The 16,267-nt window shown below is 72.7% G+C and carries 13 protein-coding genes and 1 pseudogene; 5 read left to right on the forward strand and 9 right to left on the reverse strand.

Annotation, left to right across the window (positions count from 1 at the left end; genetic code table 11):
- Positions 1-83: 83 nt before the first annotated feature.
- From ACTWQI_RS26080 to ACTWQI_RS26095, 4 genes are all read right to left on the reverse strand, one after another.
- The gene (locus ACTWQI_RS26080; protein WP_443274192.1) at positions 84-1,106 is read right to left on the reverse strand and encodes a hypothetical protein; all 1,023 of its coding nucleotides are present in this window, start codon (positions 1,104-1,106) and stop codon (positions 84-86) included.
- On the reverse strand, positions 1,103-2,374 hold the full coding sequence (locus ACTWQI_RS26085; protein WP_443274193.1) for a glycosyltransferase family 4 protein: 1,272 nt from the start codon (positions 2,372-2,374) through the stop codon (positions 1,103-1,105). The genes ACTWQI_RS26080 and ACTWQI_RS26085 overlap by 4 nt, the downstream gene beginning before the upstream one ends.
- A gap of 163 nt (positions 2,375-2,537) precedes the next feature.
- Positions 2,538-3,836: an ABC transporter substrate-binding protein gene (locus tag ACTWQI_RS26090; protein ID WP_443274229.1), complete on the reverse strand. Its 1,299-nt coding sequence runs from the start codon at positions 3,834-3,836 to the stop codon at positions 2,538-2,540.
- Between the two features lie 43 nt (positions 3,837-3,879).
- Positions 3,880-4,359: a hypothetical protein gene (locus tag ACTWQI_RS26095; RefSeq protein ID WP_443274194.1), complete on the reverse strand. Its 480-nt coding sequence runs from the start codon at positions 4,357-4,359 to the stop codon at positions 3,880-3,882.
- A gap of 160 nt (positions 4,360-4,519) precedes the next feature.
- On the opposite strand from ACTWQI_RS26095, the pseudogene ACTWQI_RS26100 reads away from it, so the two are divergent.
- The 3 genes and pseudogenes from ACTWQI_RS26100 to ACTWQI_RS26110 all read left to right on the forward strand — a co-directional run.
- Positions 4,520-4,831, forward strand: a pseudogene (locus tag ACTWQI_RS26100) (hypothetical protein); the annotation flags it as partial.
- A 647-nt stretch (positions 4,832-5,478) separates the two neighbouring features.
- On the forward strand, positions 5,479-8,466 hold the full coding sequence (locus ACTWQI_RS26105) for an ABC transporter permease subunit (protein WP_443274195.1): 2,988 nt from the start codon (positions 5,479-5,481) through the stop codon (positions 8,464-8,466).
- Positions 8,463-9,179, forward strand: a complete 717-nt coding sequence (locus ACTWQI_RS26110; RefSeq protein ID WP_443274196.1) for an ATP-binding cassette domain-containing protein — start codon at positions 8,463-8,465, stop codon at positions 9,177-9,179. Before ACTWQI_RS26105 ends, ACTWQI_RS26110 begins: the two co-directional genes overlap by 4 nt.
- On the opposite strand, the gene ACTWQI_RS26115 is transcribed toward ACTWQI_RS26110, so the two are convergent.
- Together ACTWQI_RS26115 and ACTWQI_RS26120 are read right to left on the reverse strand one after the other, a co-directional pair.
- The gene (locus tag ACTWQI_RS26115; protein ID WP_443274197.1) at positions 9,139-10,311 is read right to left on the reverse strand and encodes a transglycosylase family protein; all 1,173 of its coding nucleotides are present in this window, start codon (positions 10,309-10,311) and stop codon (positions 9,139-9,141) included. The two genes, ACTWQI_RS26110 and ACTWQI_RS26115, sit on opposite strands and share 41 nt — an antisense overlap.
- Before the next feature lie 129 nt (positions 10,312-10,440).
- The gene (locus ACTWQI_RS26120) at positions 10,441-11,082 is read right to left on the reverse strand and encodes a transglycosylase family protein (RefSeq protein ID WP_443274198.1); all 642 of its coding nucleotides are present in this window, start codon (positions 11,080-11,082) and stop codon (positions 10,441-10,443) included.
- A gap of 523 nt (positions 11,083-11,605) precedes the next feature.
- Here ACTWQI_RS26120 and ACTWQI_RS26125 point away from each other — a divergent pair.
- Entirely contained in the window at positions 11,606-12,418 is an 813-nt protein-coding gene (locus ACTWQI_RS26125) for a hypothetical protein (RefSeq protein WP_443274199.1), read from the forward strand.
- Positions 12,415-13,128, forward strand: a complete 714-nt coding sequence (locus tag ACTWQI_RS26130; protein WP_443274200.1) for a hypothetical protein — start codon at positions 12,415-12,417, stop codon at positions 13,126-13,128. Before ACTWQI_RS26125 ends, ACTWQI_RS26130 begins: the two co-directional genes overlap by 4 nt.
- Positions 13,129-13,251: 123 nt before the next feature.
- On the opposite strand, the gene der is transcribed toward ACTWQI_RS26130, so the two are convergent.
- The 3 genes from der to cmk all read right to left on the reverse strand — a co-directional run bounded on the left by der (position 13,252) and on the right by cmk (position 16,196).
- On the reverse strand, positions 13,252-14,712 hold the full coding sequence (gene der / locus ACTWQI_RS26135; protein ID WP_443274201.1) for a ribosome biogenesis GTPase Der: 1,461 nt from the start codon (positions 14,710-14,712) through the stop codon (positions 13,252-13,254).
- Positions 14,713-14,820: 108 nt separating this feature from the next.
- Positions 14,821-15,408 carry a lysophospholipid acyltransferase family protein gene (locus tag ACTWQI_RS26140; RefSeq protein ID WP_443274230.1) on the reverse strand — a complete coding sequence of 196 codons (588 nt, stop codon included), beginning with the start codon at positions 15,406-15,408 and terminating at the stop codon, positions 14,821-14,823.
- A gap of 65 nt (positions 15,409-15,473) precedes the next feature.
- Positions 15,474-16,196, reverse strand: a complete 723-nt coding sequence (gene cmk / locus ACTWQI_RS26145; protein ID WP_443274202.1) for a (d)CMP kinase — start codon at positions 16,194-16,196, stop codon at positions 15,474-15,476.
- Positions 16,197-16,267: the final 71 nt, after the last annotated feature.

Below are 16,267 nucleotides of genomic sequence, written 5' to 3' on the forward strand. Positions count from 1 at the left end.
TGGGGGCCATCGGCGACCGACGACAACGCGGCGAGGCGCGGTGCCAGGCGTCGCGAGCCCGGCATGATCGGCCCGGACAGGGCCTAGGCGGCCGCCCCGCCTGCCGGGTCGATCCGTACGGCCAGGTCGTTGTCCGTGGTGTAGTACGGACCGACCTCGGCGGATCCCTGCGGGGCCGCAAGCGGCTGCGCCGGATAACAGAAGATGTCCTGCTTGTCCGGCACATCGTCGAGGAGGCGGGCGATTCGTGCCGGCTCCGCGTCGGCATCCGGCCGCAGCCAGAGGTCCCATGACTCGCTGTCGCCCTCCCAGTCCTCGGCCAGCTCCTTGAGGGAGAACGTGAAGGCGAAGGCCGCCGCTCCCTCGACCGACACCGGCGCCGTACGGACCAGGGACGGGTCCCGGCGGCAGCGCGCCTCGGCCAGGGCACCAGGGCCGACCGCCGCGCCGTACAGCCGTCCCTCGACGGTGATTCCACTGTCCGTCAGCCGGATCTCCCCCGCCTCGGCGTGCGGCGCGCGCAGCCAGCTGCGGACGGACAGATTGGCGTGCTTGGTCGCGTACGGGATGCGGACGGCGACCGTAGGCCGGTCGGAGTCTGGCCGACGGTCGACGAGCGAGCGGAGGTCGAGCACGCCGGGCACGGTCCGCTGGGGTCCGCCGTCACCGGCTGCCGGTGCGTAGACGTCCCAGCGCCCCTCGGGCAGTTCCATGGTGCTCGGCAGCACGGCCCGCAACCGGCCGCCCCCGGTCTGCACGAGCGGGAGCCGCACCTCCTCGGCGTCGCCGTCCCCGTCCCGGCGGCGCAGGACGAGCGAGGTGTCCCAGGTTTCCGGGGCGCCGGATGGCCCGCAGTCGGCCAGGTCGAAGGTGAGCCCGCCGGCGGAATCCGCGATGCAGTCGGCGATGGGGCTGCTCACACCGCAGTCCAGGGCGGGCACGGACACGGCAGGGGACTCCTCGGCTGGTCGTCCGGGCTCGGTCGGGAGCCCGGGGGCGGACTGGGGCGTGCGCTCGGTCGCGGTCCGAGCCGTCGTGGACGGGAGCCGCAGTGGTACGGACCGGTCCACGCGCGCGTGCAGCGGGAGTTCGGCAGAGATGGTCATGCGGTACGGCCCTTTCGCGGTGCGGTGCGGCACAAGTCCTGGACGGCATAGGCCCCGCCGAGCAGCGCACCCCGGGTGCGGTGCAGCGAGCCGCGCAGCCGGGTGCGCACGCTGCCCCGGCCTGCCTGGGCGACCAGGTCCGAGAAGAGCGACTCGTAGCGCCCGGCGACCTGGGACGGGTCGAAGCGAGCCGCGCCCTCGAGTGCCGCGCGGCCCATGCGCCGCCGCCGTTCATCGTCGTTGATCAGTTCCAGCAGAGCCGCGGCCACGGCGTTGACGTTGCGCGGCGGGACGAGCAGCCCGTCGACGCCATCGTCGATGATCTCCCCGGGCCCGTGCGGACAGTCGGTGGAGACGACGGGGAGGCCGCAGCGCATCGCCTCCACGATCGTCATGCCGAAGGATTCGAGGCTGGAGGTGACCGCGGCGATCGAGCCTTTGGGCCACTCCGCCTCGATGGGGTTGGCGGGCCCCATGAGGAACACATGGTTGTAGAGGCCGAGTTGGTCGATCAGCCGGCGCAGCTTCTCCTTCTCCACGCCTCCGCCGTAGATGCGCAGCCGCCAGTCGGGACGTTTCTCCACGACCTTGGCGAACGCCCGGATGAGCAGGTCGTAGCGCTTGACCTTGGCCAGCCGGCCGGCCGCCACGACCCATTTGCCGGTGCCGTCGGCCGGCTCGATGCCCGGTTCGGGCACGCTGTTGGGCACCGCCTCGACCCGTACGCCCGGCAGCCGCAGCTTTCTGCGATAGGCGGAGGCGTCGGCCTCGGTGACGGTGGTGACCGCGTCCAGCCGCGGGTAGAGGCCGCGCAACTCCCTGCGCAGCGCGTCCGAGTGGCTGTCGAGGGTGAGGTGCTCCTGACCGACGCGAACGGGGCCGCGCCGGGCCTCCCGGGCGATGTGGACGTTGAGGCCGGGCCGGGTGCCGACCAGGACATCGGCCTCCAGGGTGCGCAGATGGCGGCCGATGCGCCGGTCGGTGAGCTCGCTGTACTGCTGGTAGCGGCCCTCCGCCTTGGGGAAGACCCGTGCGGGGCGGTGGTATTCGGGCGAGTCGCCGTCGTATCCGGGGCTGTCCTTGCGCAGATCGACGAGGTGGCGCAGCCGTACCTTCGGGCCGGTGTCGAAGACCGGCTCGTCGCGGTGGCGGAAGACCGAGACGATCTCCACCTCGTGCTGCTCGGCGAGCGTACGGGCGAGGTTGCAGGTCGTGCGAATCGTCCCGCCGATGCCATAGGCATTGTGAATCAAGAATGAGATGTGCATCCGTCCCCGTATCCCACGGTTCCCCGCGGACAGTACCTCTCGTCCGCCTACCTCATGGTTAGACCTGGCACGCCGGTCAGGGGTTGGTCTCTATCACTGTTTTGTTCCATATAAGAGATGACATCGTTAGCGAAGATCGGGAACCTTTTCGGCTGACCGTACGTCACGGGGAGTACGGCAGCTGCGGAACCGTGAAGCAGTTTTGCGTCATGTCACCACCTTGGGTGACCCAGCCGCCGTCTCCGGAACCTGCATCATCACTCCAACGGGCTACCGACAGACAGCTGCGCCGGGTCTTCGGGGGCTCCTCCGAAGGCTGAAACGTCACCGGCAGCAGCAGACCGCGCGCCGTGTATGGCTTGTCGCGCATCAGAAAGCGTTCCACGCACGAGCGCGTGAGCCGGTCACCGCACGACCTCGCGGCATCCGTGAACCACATCGCCGCGGCCCACCCCTCCAACTGCCACTGGGACAACGTCTCTCCTCCCGGGTGTCCTTCCATGCCCGAGCGAAACGCGCGCACAGCCGGGTGGCCGGTGTCGTCGTAGTTACGGCTCGAGCCCGTCGCCCAGAGGGCGTTGCGGCAGCCCGGCGCGTTCTTGTAGTCGTCGGACACCGCCTGGGACCAATTCTGCACATTGGTGACCTTCGCCGTGACCTCGGCTCCGACGGCGTCCATCGCCTCGCAGAGGCGGGAGTTGCCGTGGGTGTCCATCGCATCGAAGACGAGGTCGGCACCACGAGACCGCAGATCGGCCGCGACGGCCTGGAAGTTGGGCAGCACGAAGTCGACCTGCTCGGTGACGACCTCATAGCCCTCGGCCTGCAGACCGCGGGTGACGAGGTCGGCGTACGCGGCCGAGGAGGCCTGGTTGTACGAGACGACGGCGGCGGTGCGGGCGCCGTGCTCCCGCTTGAAGTAGCGGTAGACCTCGGTGCCGCCGTAGAGCTTGCCGTCCCAGCCCGGCTCGCGCCCGTCACGCGGCGCCTGACTGCCGTAGATGCCGTACAGATGCGGATAGGTGTCGTAGGCGGGGCCGATGGGCTGGCCGCCGATGTCGGGAACACCGGCCTTGCTGACCCGGGGCGCGCCCGCGTAGTCCAGTGCGGTGGTGGCGACCAGCGCGAACACCTTGTCCTCGTCGATCAGCCGGTGCACGCACTCGTTGTTGCCGACGCCGCTCCCCCCGTCGTCGCAGGTGACGACCTCGACCGGACGGCCGTTGATGCCGCCCTGCCGGTTGAGGTCCGCGAAGTAGGCCTGCGCGCCGTCCCGCGGGCCGGTGAAGGTGGCGGCGCCGACCGGGCTGGTGGCGCTGGTGATGATGCCGACCTTGATGGGCGCGCCGTCGGCCGGACCGGGCGACGTCGTACGGTCCTCGCGCGGCGGCCGGTCCTCGAACTCGCTCTCGGGCAGGCGGCTGCCGCAGGCGGCGGTCAGCAGCAGGAGCGCCGCCAGCAGTGCGGTGAGAAGAGCCGCGAGAAGGTCCGCAGGCCGCGCGTGCTCAGCAGCCCGGTGCCTCAACGCCGCTCTGCCCCACCAGGGCGCACAGGGTCTTCACCGACACCTTCCACACGTTGTCCTGGAGGACCGCGACGCCGGAGGCGTTCGGCAGTGCGGTGGTGCCCTGGACCGTCAGGTTGTACGTGACCTCGGCGCCCGTCGCGGAGGTGAATGTGACCTTGGTGACCTCGGCCGCGGACTGCCGGGCGCGCTGGTCTCCACTGAACGCCTGGAGCAACGGCTGCAGCCGGTCGCCGTTCTCCAGCACCTTCGTCTTCTCGTCCAAGGGAGCGCGCGGGTCGAAGAACGTCGCCCAGTTCTCCCTGACCTGCTTCTCGGCCGCCGCCGGGTCGGCAGGCCGGTTCCCCGCGGGACTCTCGGTCGCGGTCGTCTGCGTAGGAGAGGGTTCTTCGGCACCTTCGTCGTCGTCGTCCCCGCAGCCGGCCGCCCCTGCCCCCACGAACAGGATCCCGGCCGCCAACCAGGCCGCCGTTCTCCCACGTCCGCCAAGGACCATGTGGCTCACCACCAGGTGTAGTCGGGCCGGTACTGATCGATGCTTTCAGGGTGTGGCGATACGGGGCATAGTGCAACTCATCGGGTGAAATGCCCGAGCTGAGTGCAGGACCCAAGGGGGCCTGATGCGGACTGACCGAGAGCACCCCTGGGCGAGGGCGTTCGTGCAGTGGGCGGGCTGGCCGGCGCTCGCCGCGGGAGCGGTGCTCTGTGCGATCGGCTGGTACGGGGTGTCGGGGGAACGTTTCGTCGAGAGGCAGATCCCCTATCTGGCGTCGTGCACGGTGCCGGGTGCGGCGCTGATCGTCGCGGGCGCGATCCTGCTGGCCCGCAGCGAGCAGAGCGTCGCGGCGGAGCGCATGGAGGAACTCCACCGGCTGCTGGTCACCTACGAGGACACCGACGGCGGGGGTCACGTCGAGGAGCCGGAGGAGGCCGTGGTGGGGACGCCCTCCGGCATCCCCACGGAGTCAGGGCGGCCGCCTCCCGAGAACCGGGCAGCTCCCCCGACAGCGGTATCGGCTGAGACCCGCGGCCTGTCGGAGGCTTTGGCCCACGAGAAGGGCCGGCCCGCCGCACCACCTCCTCCTGCGGGGCCTCCCACCTCTCGTGCCGAGGGGGCCGAACGGCCGGTGGACCGGGAGACCGGTCCCGCGTCCGGCCCCGCTCTGCTCGCGGTCCCGGGCGGAACCCTCGTGCACCGGCCCGACTGCCCCCTCGTCGCGGGCAAACCGCAGGCCTTCCGTGCCTCCGTGTCCACCGGCCATGAGCTGGGCCTGGAACCCTGCCCGGTGTGCGAACCGGAGTTCCCCACGCCGCCTGAGGCGCCGGCCGCCGGGAGCACTCCGCCCTCCCCTGGCAACAGCACCGGGCGCGGCCGACCAACCGTGCGCGAGGGCCCGACCCGTGAGCCCGGCAACGAGCCGAGGTCCGACGCGCGGTACGGACCGTCGGCAACACCCCCCGAGCCGGGTACGCCTTCCGAGCCGGGTGCGCAGCCCGAGGCGGGGCCGCGGCCGGATGACCCGCCGAAGCCGCGTGACGTACCGCGGCCCGGACCCGAAGACCCGCCGGAGGCGTGACCGTGGGGTCGCTCAGTTACGACCTCACCCTCGCCGGTATCGCTGTCGGCAGCGCCGCCGCCCTCACCGGTATCGGGCTGATCGTCACCTACCGGGCCACCGGTGTGCTCAACCTGGCGCAGGGTGCGATCGCGATGGTGACCGCGTACGCCATGCGGCAGTTCTCCGTGGAGTGGCACTGGCCGCTGGCCGCGGCGGCCGCCGTGAGCCTGCTGGTGGTCGCGCCCGGCATCGGCCTCGTGCTCGACCTCACCGTCTTCCGCCCGCTCTCCCGCACCCGCGACCTCGCCGGCGCCGGCCCCGCCCGGACGCTCGTCGCCTCGCTGGGCGTCTTCGTCCTCCTGGTCGGTGCCGCCACCCTGCTCTGGGGCAGGGGAGCGCGGGCGGACGCGCCCGTACTGCTCCCCGAGGACCCCTGGGTCCAGTTGAGCACCGCGATCGTGCTCGCTGCCGCCGTGGGAGCGGTGACCCGCTGGACGCAGTTCGGCCGCGAGCTCCGGGCCGTCGTCGACAACCGACGGCTGGCAGTCCTGGGCGGCGTCGACGCCGACCGGGTGGCCGCCGCCGGCTGGGCCTTCGGCGCCTTCACCGCGGGGCTCACCGGGGTGTTGCTGGCCCCCTATCTCCGGCTCGACCCGTACGGCCTGCCGCTGCTGGTCATGGAGGTCATGGCGGTGGCGGTCGCGGCCGCCATGCGGAGCCTGCCGGTGGCGGTCGGAGTGGCGCTCGCGATCGGTGTCGCGCAGAGCCAGTTGACCCGGCTGCATCCACCGGGCTGGGGCGAGCCGCTCGTCCAGGCGGTCAGTGCGAACCTCTTCGTCGTCGCCCTGCTGGTGGCGGCGCTCGCACTGCCCGGTGTCGGGGCCGCGCGGGCCCTCCCGGCGGAGGCGCAACCCGGCGTGCCGTTCGTCCCTCAGCTAAAGCTGGGGGTGCCCCCACTCCGGGTCCGGGGGCGGCACGGCGCCATCGCCTGGCTGGTCTGCGGCGTGCTGTTCCTGCTGCCGCTCGGGTTCGCCGGGCAGGATCTGTCCACCTCGGTGCAGGTGCCGGCCATGGTTGTCGTCCTGCTGTCCCTGGTCGTCGTCACCGGCATGGGAGGCCAGATCTCCCTCGGGCAAGGGGCGTACGCAGGGCTCGGCGCACTGTTCACCGCACTGCTCGCGGCCGGGCGCTTCCCCGGTCTGCCCGCCCTGCCCGAACTCCTCGCCCTGGCGGCTGCGGTGGTGCTGGTGGCTCCGCTCGGCCTGCTCACCGGACGGCCCGCGATCCGCCGCCACGGACTCGCGCTCGCGCTGGTGACGCTCGCCATCGGTGTCGCGGTCAGCCGCTTCGTCTTCGCGCAGCCGTACGCCACCGCGGGACTCGGCCTCGACCGCCCGGCGGGATTCGACGGCGACCGCGCGTACTACCTGCTCGAACTGGTCCTGCTCGGCGGCGGTCTTGCCGCCGTCGCGGCACTGCGCCGCGGCCGGGAGGGACGGGCGCTGGTGGCGATGCGGGACCACGAGCCGGGTGCGGCAGCCGCGGGTGTTCCGGTTCCCGAGCTGAAGCTGGCGGCGTTCGTGGCCGGGGCTGCCCTCGCGGCACTCGGCGGCGGGATGCTCGGCATGGCGGTACGGGCCTTCGACGCGGATGCGTACGACCCGGTCCGCGGGCTGCTGTGGTTCGCCGCGGTGGTCGTGCTCGGGGCGGACAGCATGCTCGGGGCGATGGCCGCGGCGGTCCTGCTGGTGGGGCTCGACGCGGGAGCGCGGGGCGGTGTGGCGGCAGCGGTGATCGGTGTGCTGGCGGTGCTCCTGGGCCGCTTCCCGGACGGTCTCCCGGGGGCATTCCGCTCGGCGTCGGCCCGCCTCTTCCCCCCTCGCGGGCCCGCGAACCTCACCCCACTGGGCGTCCGCGTTGCCGCGCACCTGAGAGCAGCGGGCGCAGGCGTCTCGGCGCCCGGCCGCGGCCGGGCCACGGCCGATCCGCCGCGCTCCCCGCGAGGAAACCCCGATCCGGGTGCGGCCGCGCCCGCGAACTCCCGATCCGCCGCCGACGGGCACCCGGCCGCGCCGGCTCCCTGGACCTGGTCTCGGAGTGCGCCCCCGGCCAACGGGCCCTGGTGGCTGAGGCCGGACGCATCGCACTCGACGGGCGGCCGCAGGGGGAGTGCCCCTGGACGGACCCTGGGTGCGCTGCTCGCCGGGCGGCGTGGCGGCCGGACGGCTGCGGGCCCACGCGGCGGCGGCGCACTTACAGGCGCGGGCTCACGCGGCGAGGATACGGGCGCGGCGGGACGCGCGGCCGGCGGCCGGCCACCGCGGCGTGGGCGGCTGACGGCGCGTGGGATCCGGGTGGCATACGGCGCGTTCGTGGCACTCGACGGAGTGGACATCTGCGTCGCCCCGGGCCGGGTCACGGCCCTGATCGGCCCCAACGGGGCGGGGAAGAGCACCCTCTTCCACTGCCTCTGCGGGACCCTCCGCCCCCGCTCCGGACTCGTCACCCTCGACGGCAGCGACATCACCCGCCGCCCCGCCCACGCCCGTACCCGCCTCGGCATCGCCCGGACCTTCCAGCAGCTCGCCGTCTTCCCGTCCCTCACCGTCGCCGAGAACGTCCGGATCGGCGCCGAACAGGGCCGCGTTCGCGACCTCGCCGCCGTCGAGCCCGTGCTGCGGCTGCTCGGGCTCGACGGCCCCGTACGGGACGCGCCCGCGGCCGGGCTGTCAACGGGCACCCTGCGCCGGGTCGAGTTGGGCCGCGCCCTGGCGGGTGGTCCGCTCGCCCTGCTCCTGGACGAGCCATCCGCGGGACTGGACACCGCCGAGATCGCCGCACTGACCCGCGTCCTGCGGGCGCTGGCCGCCGACGGGATGGCGCTGCTGATCGTCGAGCACGACCTCGACCTCGTAGGCGATCTGGCCGACACGGTGTACGCCATGGAGGCCGGCCGCATCGTCGCCTCGGGCCCGGCTTCCCGGGTGCTCGCGGAGGCCGCGCCATGAGCGTCGAGATCGCGCTGCACCGGGCGCACGTGCGCTACGGCCCGCTGGAGGCTCTGCACGGCGTGGATCTGACCGTACCCGCCGCACGGCTGACCGTGCTCGTCGGCCGCAACGGCGCGGGCCGCACGACCGTGCTGCGGGCGCTCGCGGGCACGGTCCCGCTGGCATCCGGCCGGGTGGAGTGGCGCGGCGCGGACGTCACGCGGGTCCCGGCCCATGTGCGGGCCCGCAGCGGGCTGGCCTTCGTGCCGGACCAGCGCGCGGTGTTCAACTCCCTGACCGTGGGCGAGAACCTCGCCCTCGCCGCCCCGGGTACGGCGGCGAACCGGGCCGCCGACCGCGCGATTGCCGCCTATCCGTCCCTGGGTCCCCTGCTCGGCCGCCGCGCGGGCACCCTCTCGGGCGGCGAGCAGCGGATGCTCGCGGTCGTGCGGGCGCTCCTGTCCCCGGCTCATCTCCTGCTGCTGGACGAACCGGCGCAGAGCATGTCACCAGGAACGTCGGCTCGTACGTACGAGCTGCTCGGCGAGGCGGCGGCGCAGGGCCGGACGGTGATCGTGGCCGAGCAGTCGCTGTCGCCCGCGCTACATGCCGTCACGGCTGTGGTCCACGTTCTGCGCCGGGGGACGGTGGTCTTCAGCGGCGAGCCGTCGGAGGTGACGGGGGCTCCTCCTACTCCCGGCCCGGCAGCAGGAGCACCCTCCCGGTCATGAGCCGGTTCGGATCCCCGCCGATCTGCGCGGCGTTGGCCCGGTAGAGCGCATGCCAGCCGCCCGGCACACGGTGGCTGTGCGCGATCGACGACAGCATCTCGCCCGGCCGTACGACGTGAGTCCCGTCGCGCCGTCCGCCGGCGTCCCCGCCGAGGGCGCGCTTGGTGACGGTGAGGCGGATGCGCTTGGAGCAGACCGGCCAGGCGCCCCAGCCCTGCTTCCGCCTGACGGCCTCGGCGACCAGGATCTGCTCCTGGCGGGTGGCGAGGTCGGCGCGCTTGGCGAACCGCAGGCCACCGTAGCCCCGCCAGGTCGTGGGGGCGAACTGCAGCCCGCCGTAGTAGCCGTTGCCGGTGTTGACGTGCCATCGGCCAGTGCTCTCGCACTGCGCCAAGCGGTCCCACACGGCCGTTCCCGCCCGTCCGGTCGGCCGCGAGCCGGCGGCCGGCTTCCTCACCGGCGCCCGCTGCGGCTTCTTCACCGGCTTCTTCACCGGCTTCTTCACCGGCTTCTTCACTGACGTCGTCACCGACATCTTCGTCGGCTTCATCGTCTGCTTCTTGGCGGGCTTCCTCGCGGGCTTCCTCGCGGGCTTCTTCGTCTGCTTCTTCGCCGCGGGCTTCTTCACCGTCGGGCCCGCTGCTCCCGGCGGCGGCGTCCTGCTCTGCGCCCCCTTCGCCGTGCCGGGCGGGCCGGTGGGCAGGTCCACTGTCCGTCCCTGCACCGTCCCGGTCGTGGCACGCGGGTCGGTGGCGGCGGCTCCCGCCGTCCAGGACTGCGTGTTCTCTACCGGCCGCGCCTGAACCTTCTCCCCCGCGTTCTCCCCTGGGCTGGGCGGATCCATGGGCGTATCCGCCGTCAAGGACTGGTCCTTCTCGACCGGCCGCGCCTGAACCCTCTCCCCCGCGTTCTCCCCCGGGCTGGGCGGATCCATGGGCGTATCCGCCGTCAAGGACTGCGGCCTCTCGATCCGCTGCCCCGGAACCGTCTCCTCTGCGGGCTCCCCTGGGCCGGGCGGATCGGGGGACGTGTCCGCCGCCCCGGGCTGCCAGGCGTACGCCGTCTCCGGCGCCATGGCCAGGAGTGCGGTGATGACGAGAGCGATCGGCCCGCTGATCCGCATCTGGGACATGCCGTCACACGCTAGGCACGCAGTCGCCGCCACCCGGGGAGCGCGCCCTCGGACGCGGCGAGCCCCACCCGGTCGGACCATCCGACGCCCGGCAGAGGCTTCGCCGCTGTCGCGAGAGCTTCTTCAGGGTCAGAGCACGAGCCGCTGACCAGGGAGGATGAGGTTCGGATCGGCGCCGATCACCGCCTTGTTGGCTGCGTAGACGGCGCGCCAGCCGATGTTGTGGGCGGCGGCGACGGCGGAGAGCGTGTCTCCGGGCCGGACCGTGTAGTCCCCGCGGTCCTGGCCGCGGTCCGGGTGGCCGGTGGCGCGGGCGGGCGTCTTCCGGGGCTGGCCGGCCTCGGTCTCGCGGGAGTTCTCGGGGGAGGACTCGGGGTCGGGAACCGTGGGCGTGCTGCCGCTCGCTGTCGCACGCGCTCCGCACGTGGGCCAGGCGCCCCAGCCCTGTTCGGCCTGAACCTTGGCGGCCACGGCGATCTGCTGGGCGCGGCTCGCCCGGTCGGCGGTCGGCGCGTAGGCGGTGCCGCCGTAGGCCCGCCAGGTCGCAGCGGCGAACTGCAGCCCGCCGTAGTAGCCGTTGCCGTTGTTGATGTGCCAGTCGCCACCGCTCTCGCATTGGGCGATGCGGTCCCACACATCTCCCCTGGCCACCGTTGCGGACATCCGCACCGCCGCGGCCGCCGGGTCGGCGGCGACGAAAAGTGTCAGCGGTGCCATCAGGGCGGCGGCTGCGAGCGTCGCCAACTCACGACGACGTTTGGGTATGGACATGTACTACCTCTCCACGAACCCGGGGTCACCCGGGCGGAGGGGCCGCCGTACGCGTCGGGCGCGGGCGGGCCGCTCCGCCCCGCCCGCCGTGGGTGGGCCGGCGCGGTGCTGCGCCGGCGGATGGGTGCGGTCGTGCCGTGGCGGGCGTTGCCGGGCGGTGCTCGTTGCACACGGCCGGAATGTAGGCAGGCGCTCGCCCCGGTCTCAACCAACCCCTCGTCATCCCAGGCCGGTTGGCGGTTACCTCAGGTATTGGCGGGTTTCCGCCAGGCATTTGGTCCGCCGATATCACGATGTGTCGACCTGGTGAATCGTTCGCGCGTGACCCACTTCACCACGAATCGGTACCGTGCCCGGCCCCTGAATTGACGCGGAGTAAGACATTCCGCAGCTGGGCTCACGCTCCGCACCAGAGGCGGCGATTACGCCACCGGGTGTGCGTGACTCCGGCCACAGATCACCCGTTGTCCTCTCATGAGTCGGTCCTCCCGGCGTCCATCACCGAGATTCGAGGAGCCCCCCAGTGCCGCGCATGCTCGACGTCAGCGACGACGTACGCGCCGAGATCGGCGACGAAGAAGCCGACCGGCTGATCGGCGGCGAGAACGCCCCGGGCAGCTACGACTGCACCTCCTGCCGGACCCCCGGCAACGCCGAGCAGGAGCGCACCAGCACGGTGCTGTTCGTCGGCGACGAGACCGCGGTGCTCGCCTTCGCTCACGCGTCCTGCATCCCCTCCCAGGTCGTCCCGGTCTCCGAGGAGCAGCTCCAGGGCGCCGTCCGGAGCATCACCGGCGAGGAGGGCGGAGATCCCGACGCCGCCCTTCCGATCACCGTGCCGGCCGGACTGCGGACCGAGCCGCGCCAGGCGGTGATCGGCGTGACCAGCGGTCTGGTGCTCATCGACGGAGACATCCACCCCGCGCTCGTCGTCGAGCCGACCGGGCCCATCACCCGGCCCGGCAGCGATGATTCCGACGACGAGTTCCTGACGCTCCTGACCGAGCAGGGGTTCGTCCCGGTGTCGGATGTCGAGCAGCTGCCCGGGCTCCTGCCCGGGTGGTCCGTGCTGCTCGCCATGGGGCAGCTGCATGCGATCCTCCAGCCCGGCACGGGGGGCGGACAGCCGACCGCGTGGTGGCAGGCCCACCAGCCGCTGGCCGTGACCGAGGGCTGGCGGACGGCGGTGACCAAGTCCTCCAAAGTCCTGGTCTTCGCCGTCCCCGTGGGCGCCGTCGGCCAGCAGCCGCGCGAGGATCTGCTGCGCGAGGCCCTGGACAAGGCCGCCGCTCGCGGTGAACTCGTGGGCGCGGTCATGCCGCTGGCGGGCACATGACCCGGACTCCCTCGGACGGCCCAGGGAGCGGGGCGCAGCACCTCACTGCCCGGGCCGCCGCCCTGCGGGCGGCCGCGGGCCTGCCCAGGCCCCGGCACGATGCCCCGACGGCCGACAGCACTGCCGTCGGCCCCACGCAACGGACGGTGACGCCGCACGCGGCCACCCCGCAGGCGTTCGGTCTGCATGCGCAGGGCGGCCGGAGGCGGCGGCCTGTCACCGGGCCGATTCCGGTGCCGGGGACCGGGGCACAGCGAGCGCCCGGCGGGCCGTACGAGGTTCGCCCCGCCGGTGCCACGACGGACCCGATGCCCCGCAAGTCGGGCACAACCGGCATTTTCGGCGCAACCCCGCATCCGGCGGCCGCCCAGGTCGTTGGCACATACGTGCACGGATACGACCCTTCAGCCCGGCTCCCGTACCCCGCCCATATCCCCGGCATGCGTCCTTCACATGACACGCCGGCAGGCGGCCATCAATCGGCCACTCCGATCTACGACTCGCTCTACGCCGAGTACCGCCGGTCCTTCCGGGCGCTGCCCGGCGACCGCTCGGGCGAGGAAGACCTCGGGTTCGTGTTCGGCCGCCGCGAGCAGCGTGGCACCTGGGACGGGTTCGGGTCGTGGGAGACACGGGAGCGACAGCACCGGGCCGGGTCGCCTCCTGCGCTGCCACCCGCGCAGCGCGACAACCGGCGGCAGGCGCCGTAGCCGCGGCCGGACTCGCACCCCGTAGCCGCCGCTCGACACCGCGTCGGGGCCGACGGTGTGCGCCGGCGCCATCGGCCCGTGGCCGGGAGGTGCCTTCGCCCCGGGGGCTATGACCGGCGGCTGCTACTTCTTGCGGCCGCGCTTCTCCCGGACCCGCACCGAGATGTGGATCGGTGTCCCCTCGAAGCCGAACTCCTCCCGCAGCCGCCGCTCGATGAAGCGGCGGTAGCCGGCCTCCAGGAAGCCGGAGGCGAAGAGCACGAACCGCGGCGGCCTGGTCCCGGCCTGTGTCCCGAAGAGGATGCGGGGCTGCTTGCCGCCGCGGATCGGGTGCGGGTGGGCGGCGACGAGCTCGCCGAGGAAGGCGTTCAGCCGTCCGGTCGGGATCCGGCTCTCCCACCCGGCCAGCGCCGTCTCGATCGCCGGGACGAGCTTCTCCATGTGGCGGCCCGTGGACGCCGAGACGTTGACCCGCGGCGCCCACTGGATCTGCCCAAGTTCCGTCTCGATCTCCCGCTCGAGGTAGTAACGGCGCTCCTCGTCGAGGGTGTCCCACTTGTTGTACGCGATGACCAGCGCCCGCCCGGCCTCGACGGCCATCGTGATGATCCGCTGGTCCTGGACGCTGATGGTCTCGCTTGCGTCGATGAGGACCACGGCGACCTCGGCCTTCTCGACGGCGGCCGCGGTGCGCAGCGAGGCGTAGTAGTCCGCGCCCTCCTGGAGGTGGACCCGGCGTCGGATACCGGCGGTGTCGACGAACTTCCAAGTCTTGCCGCCGAGTTCGATGAGCTCGTCGACGGGGTCACGGGTGGTGCCGGCCAGTTCGTCGACCACGACCCGGTTCTCGCCCGCGACCTTGTTGAGCAACGACGACTTGCCGACATTGGGTCGCCCGATCAGGGCGACCCGGCGCGGTCCGCCGACGGCTTCGCCGAAGGTCTGGGCCGGGGCCGCGGGCAGCACCTTGAGCACCTCGTCGAGCATGTCACCGGTGCCACGGCCGTGGAGCGCGGAGACCGGGTACGGCTCGCCGAGGCCGAGCGACCACAGCATCGCGGCGTCGGCCTCGCCGGACGGGCCGTCGACCTTGTTGGCGCACAGCACGACCGGCTTGCCGGCCCGGCGCAGCAGCTTGACCACGGCTTCGTCGGTGTCGGTGGCGCCGACCGTGGAGTCCACCACGAAGACGACCGCGTCGGCGGCCTCGATGGCGAACTCGGCCTGGGCGGCGACGGCCGCGTCGATGCCGAGCACGTCCTGCTCCCAGCCGCCGGTGTCGACGACCTTGAAGCGGCGCCCGGACCACTCGGCCTCGTACGTCACCCGGTCGCGGGTGACGCCGGGGGTGTCCTCGACGACGGCCTCACGGCGGCCGAGGATCCGGTTCACCAGGGTCGACTTGCCGACATTGGGGCGGCCGACGACGGCGAGCACGGGCAGCGGGCCATGACCGGCCGCGGCGAGGTCTCCCTCGACCTGCTCCAGGTCGAAGCCCTCCTGCACGGCGAGCTCCATGAACTCCTCGTACTCGGCGCCGCCAAGCTCACCGTGCTCGTCGCCGGTGTGGATCTGGTCGTTCATGAAGTGAAGTTCCTCGTCGTCCATCGTCCGCCAGCGACTGTGTGCCGCTGGTGCGACCGGAGGCGGCCCGTACTCAGGGTACGGAGGGCCCCGACCATCAAGTCTCGCCTAACGCCCGGTGGAACGCCTGGCGTTTTCCAGGTGGGCGGTCAGCCGCTCCTGGATGCGTGCCGTGGCCTGGTCCAAGGCCGTCCGCGTCCTTCTGCCGCTGCCGTCCCCCGCGGTGAAGGGATCACCGAAGACCACGTCGACCCGGCTGCGCAGCGGAGGCAGCGCCGGTATCAGCCGGCCGGTGCGCTCGGCGCTGCCGAGCACCGCCACCGGCACGATCGGCGAGCCGGAACGCACCGCGAAGTAGGCCAGCCCGGCGCGCAGCGAGGCGAAGTCCCCGTCGCCCCGGGTGCCCTCGGGGAAGATGCCCAGCACGCCGCCGCGCTCCAGCACACCGAGCGCACGGCTGATCGCGGCCCGGTCGGCGGTCGTACGGTCCACCTCGAGCTGCCCGATCGCATGCAGGAACGGGTCGAGCGGACCGACGAACGCCTCCTTCTTGATCAGGAAGTGCACCGGCCGGGGCGCGGTACCCATCAGCATCGGGCCGTCGATGTTGTGCGCGTGGTTGACCGCCAGGATGACCGGCCCCGAGGTGGGGACCCGCCAGGCGCCGAGCACCCGCGGCCGCCACAGCCCGTACATCAGCCCGATGCCGATCCGGCGTCCGACCGCCGCTCCCCGAAGGCTCGGCAGAGAGTCGGGGCTCGTCACGCGGTCCGCTTCTCCTCGATGAGGGTGACGACGCACTCGACGACCTGGTCGAGGGTGAGGTCGCTGGTGTCGACCTCGACCGCGTCGTCCGCCTTGGCGAGCGGCGAGGCCTTACGGCTGGAGTCGGCGGCGTCGCGCCGGGCGAGCGCGGCCTGCGTGCTGGCCAGGTCGACGGCGTCCTTGCCCTTGAGCTCACCGCTGCGCCGGGCGGCCCGGACCTCCGGCGAGGCCGTGAGGAAGATCTTGACGTCGGCGTCGGGGAGGACCGTCGTACCGATGTCGCGGCCCTCAACGACGATGCCGGGTTCGGCGGTCGCCGCGAGGGTGCGCTGCAGCTCGGTGATCCGGGCGCGCACCTCCGGGACGGCGCTGACCGCGCTCACCTTGGAGGTCACCTCATGGGTACGGATCGGTCCCGATGCGTCGGCCCCGTCGACCGTGATGGTCGGGGCGGCCGGGTCGGTGCCGGAGACGATCACCGGCTTGCCGGCCGCGGTGGCGATGGCGGCGGGGTCTTCGACATCGACGCCGTTGGCCAGCATCCACCAGGTCATCGCCCGGTACTGCGCGCCCGTGTCCAGGTAGCGGAGGCCGAGCTTGGCCGCCACGGCCTTCGACGTGCTCGACTTGCCCGTGCCGGAAGGGCCGTCGATGGCGACAATCACTGTTGCCGGGGCGGTCCGGGCGGCGGCTTCCACGGTGACGAACACCTTCCTCATGCGCGGGGGCGGGGAGCCGGGGCACCTCTGGGCCCTCCCAGTAGGGAGCCGGAGGAGCCAAGGCCTTCGCA

Source organism: Streptomyces sp. KR80, assembly GCF_052245555.1.
Classification (GTDB): Bacteria; Actinomycetota; Actinomycetes; order Streptomycetales; family Streptomycetaceae; genus Streptomyces.

Coding starts and splice junctions, on each gene's coding strand:
- ACTWQI_RS26130 (WP_443274200.1), top strand. CDS start 12,415: ATGACCCGGACTCCCTCGGACGGCCCAGGGAGCGGGGCGCAGCACCTC.
- ACTWQI_RS26120 (WP_443274198.1), bottom strand. CDS start 11,082: ATGTCCATACCCAAACGTCGTCGTGAGTTGGCGACGCTCGCAGCCGCC.
- ACTWQI_RS26140 (WP_443274230.1), bottom strand. CDS start 15,408: ATGTACGGGCTGTGGCGGCCGCGGGTGCTCGGCGCCTGGCGGGTCCCC.
- cmk (WP_443274202.1), bottom strand. CDS start 16,196: ATGAGGAAGGTGTTCGTCACCGTGGAAGCCGCCGCCCGGACCGCCCCG.
- ACTWQI_RS26085 (WP_443274193.1), bottom strand. CDS start 2,374: ATGCACATCTCATTCTTGATTCACAATGCCTATGGCATCGGCGGGACG.
- ACTWQI_RS26080 (WP_443274192.1), bottom strand. CDS start 1,106: ATGACCATCTCTGCCGAACTCCCGCTGCACGCGCGCGTGGACCGGTCC.
- der (WP_443274201.1), bottom strand. CDS start 14,712: ATGAACGACCAGATCCACACCGGCGACGAGCACGGTGAGCTTGGCGGC.
- ACTWQI_RS26115 (WP_443274197.1), bottom strand. CDS start 10,311: ATGTCCCAGATGCGGATCAGCGGGCCGATCGCTCTCGTCATCACCGCA.
- ACTWQI_RS26110 (WP_443274196.1), top strand. CDS start 8,463: ATGAGCGTCGAGATCGCGCTGCACCGGGCGCACGTGCGCTACGGCCCG.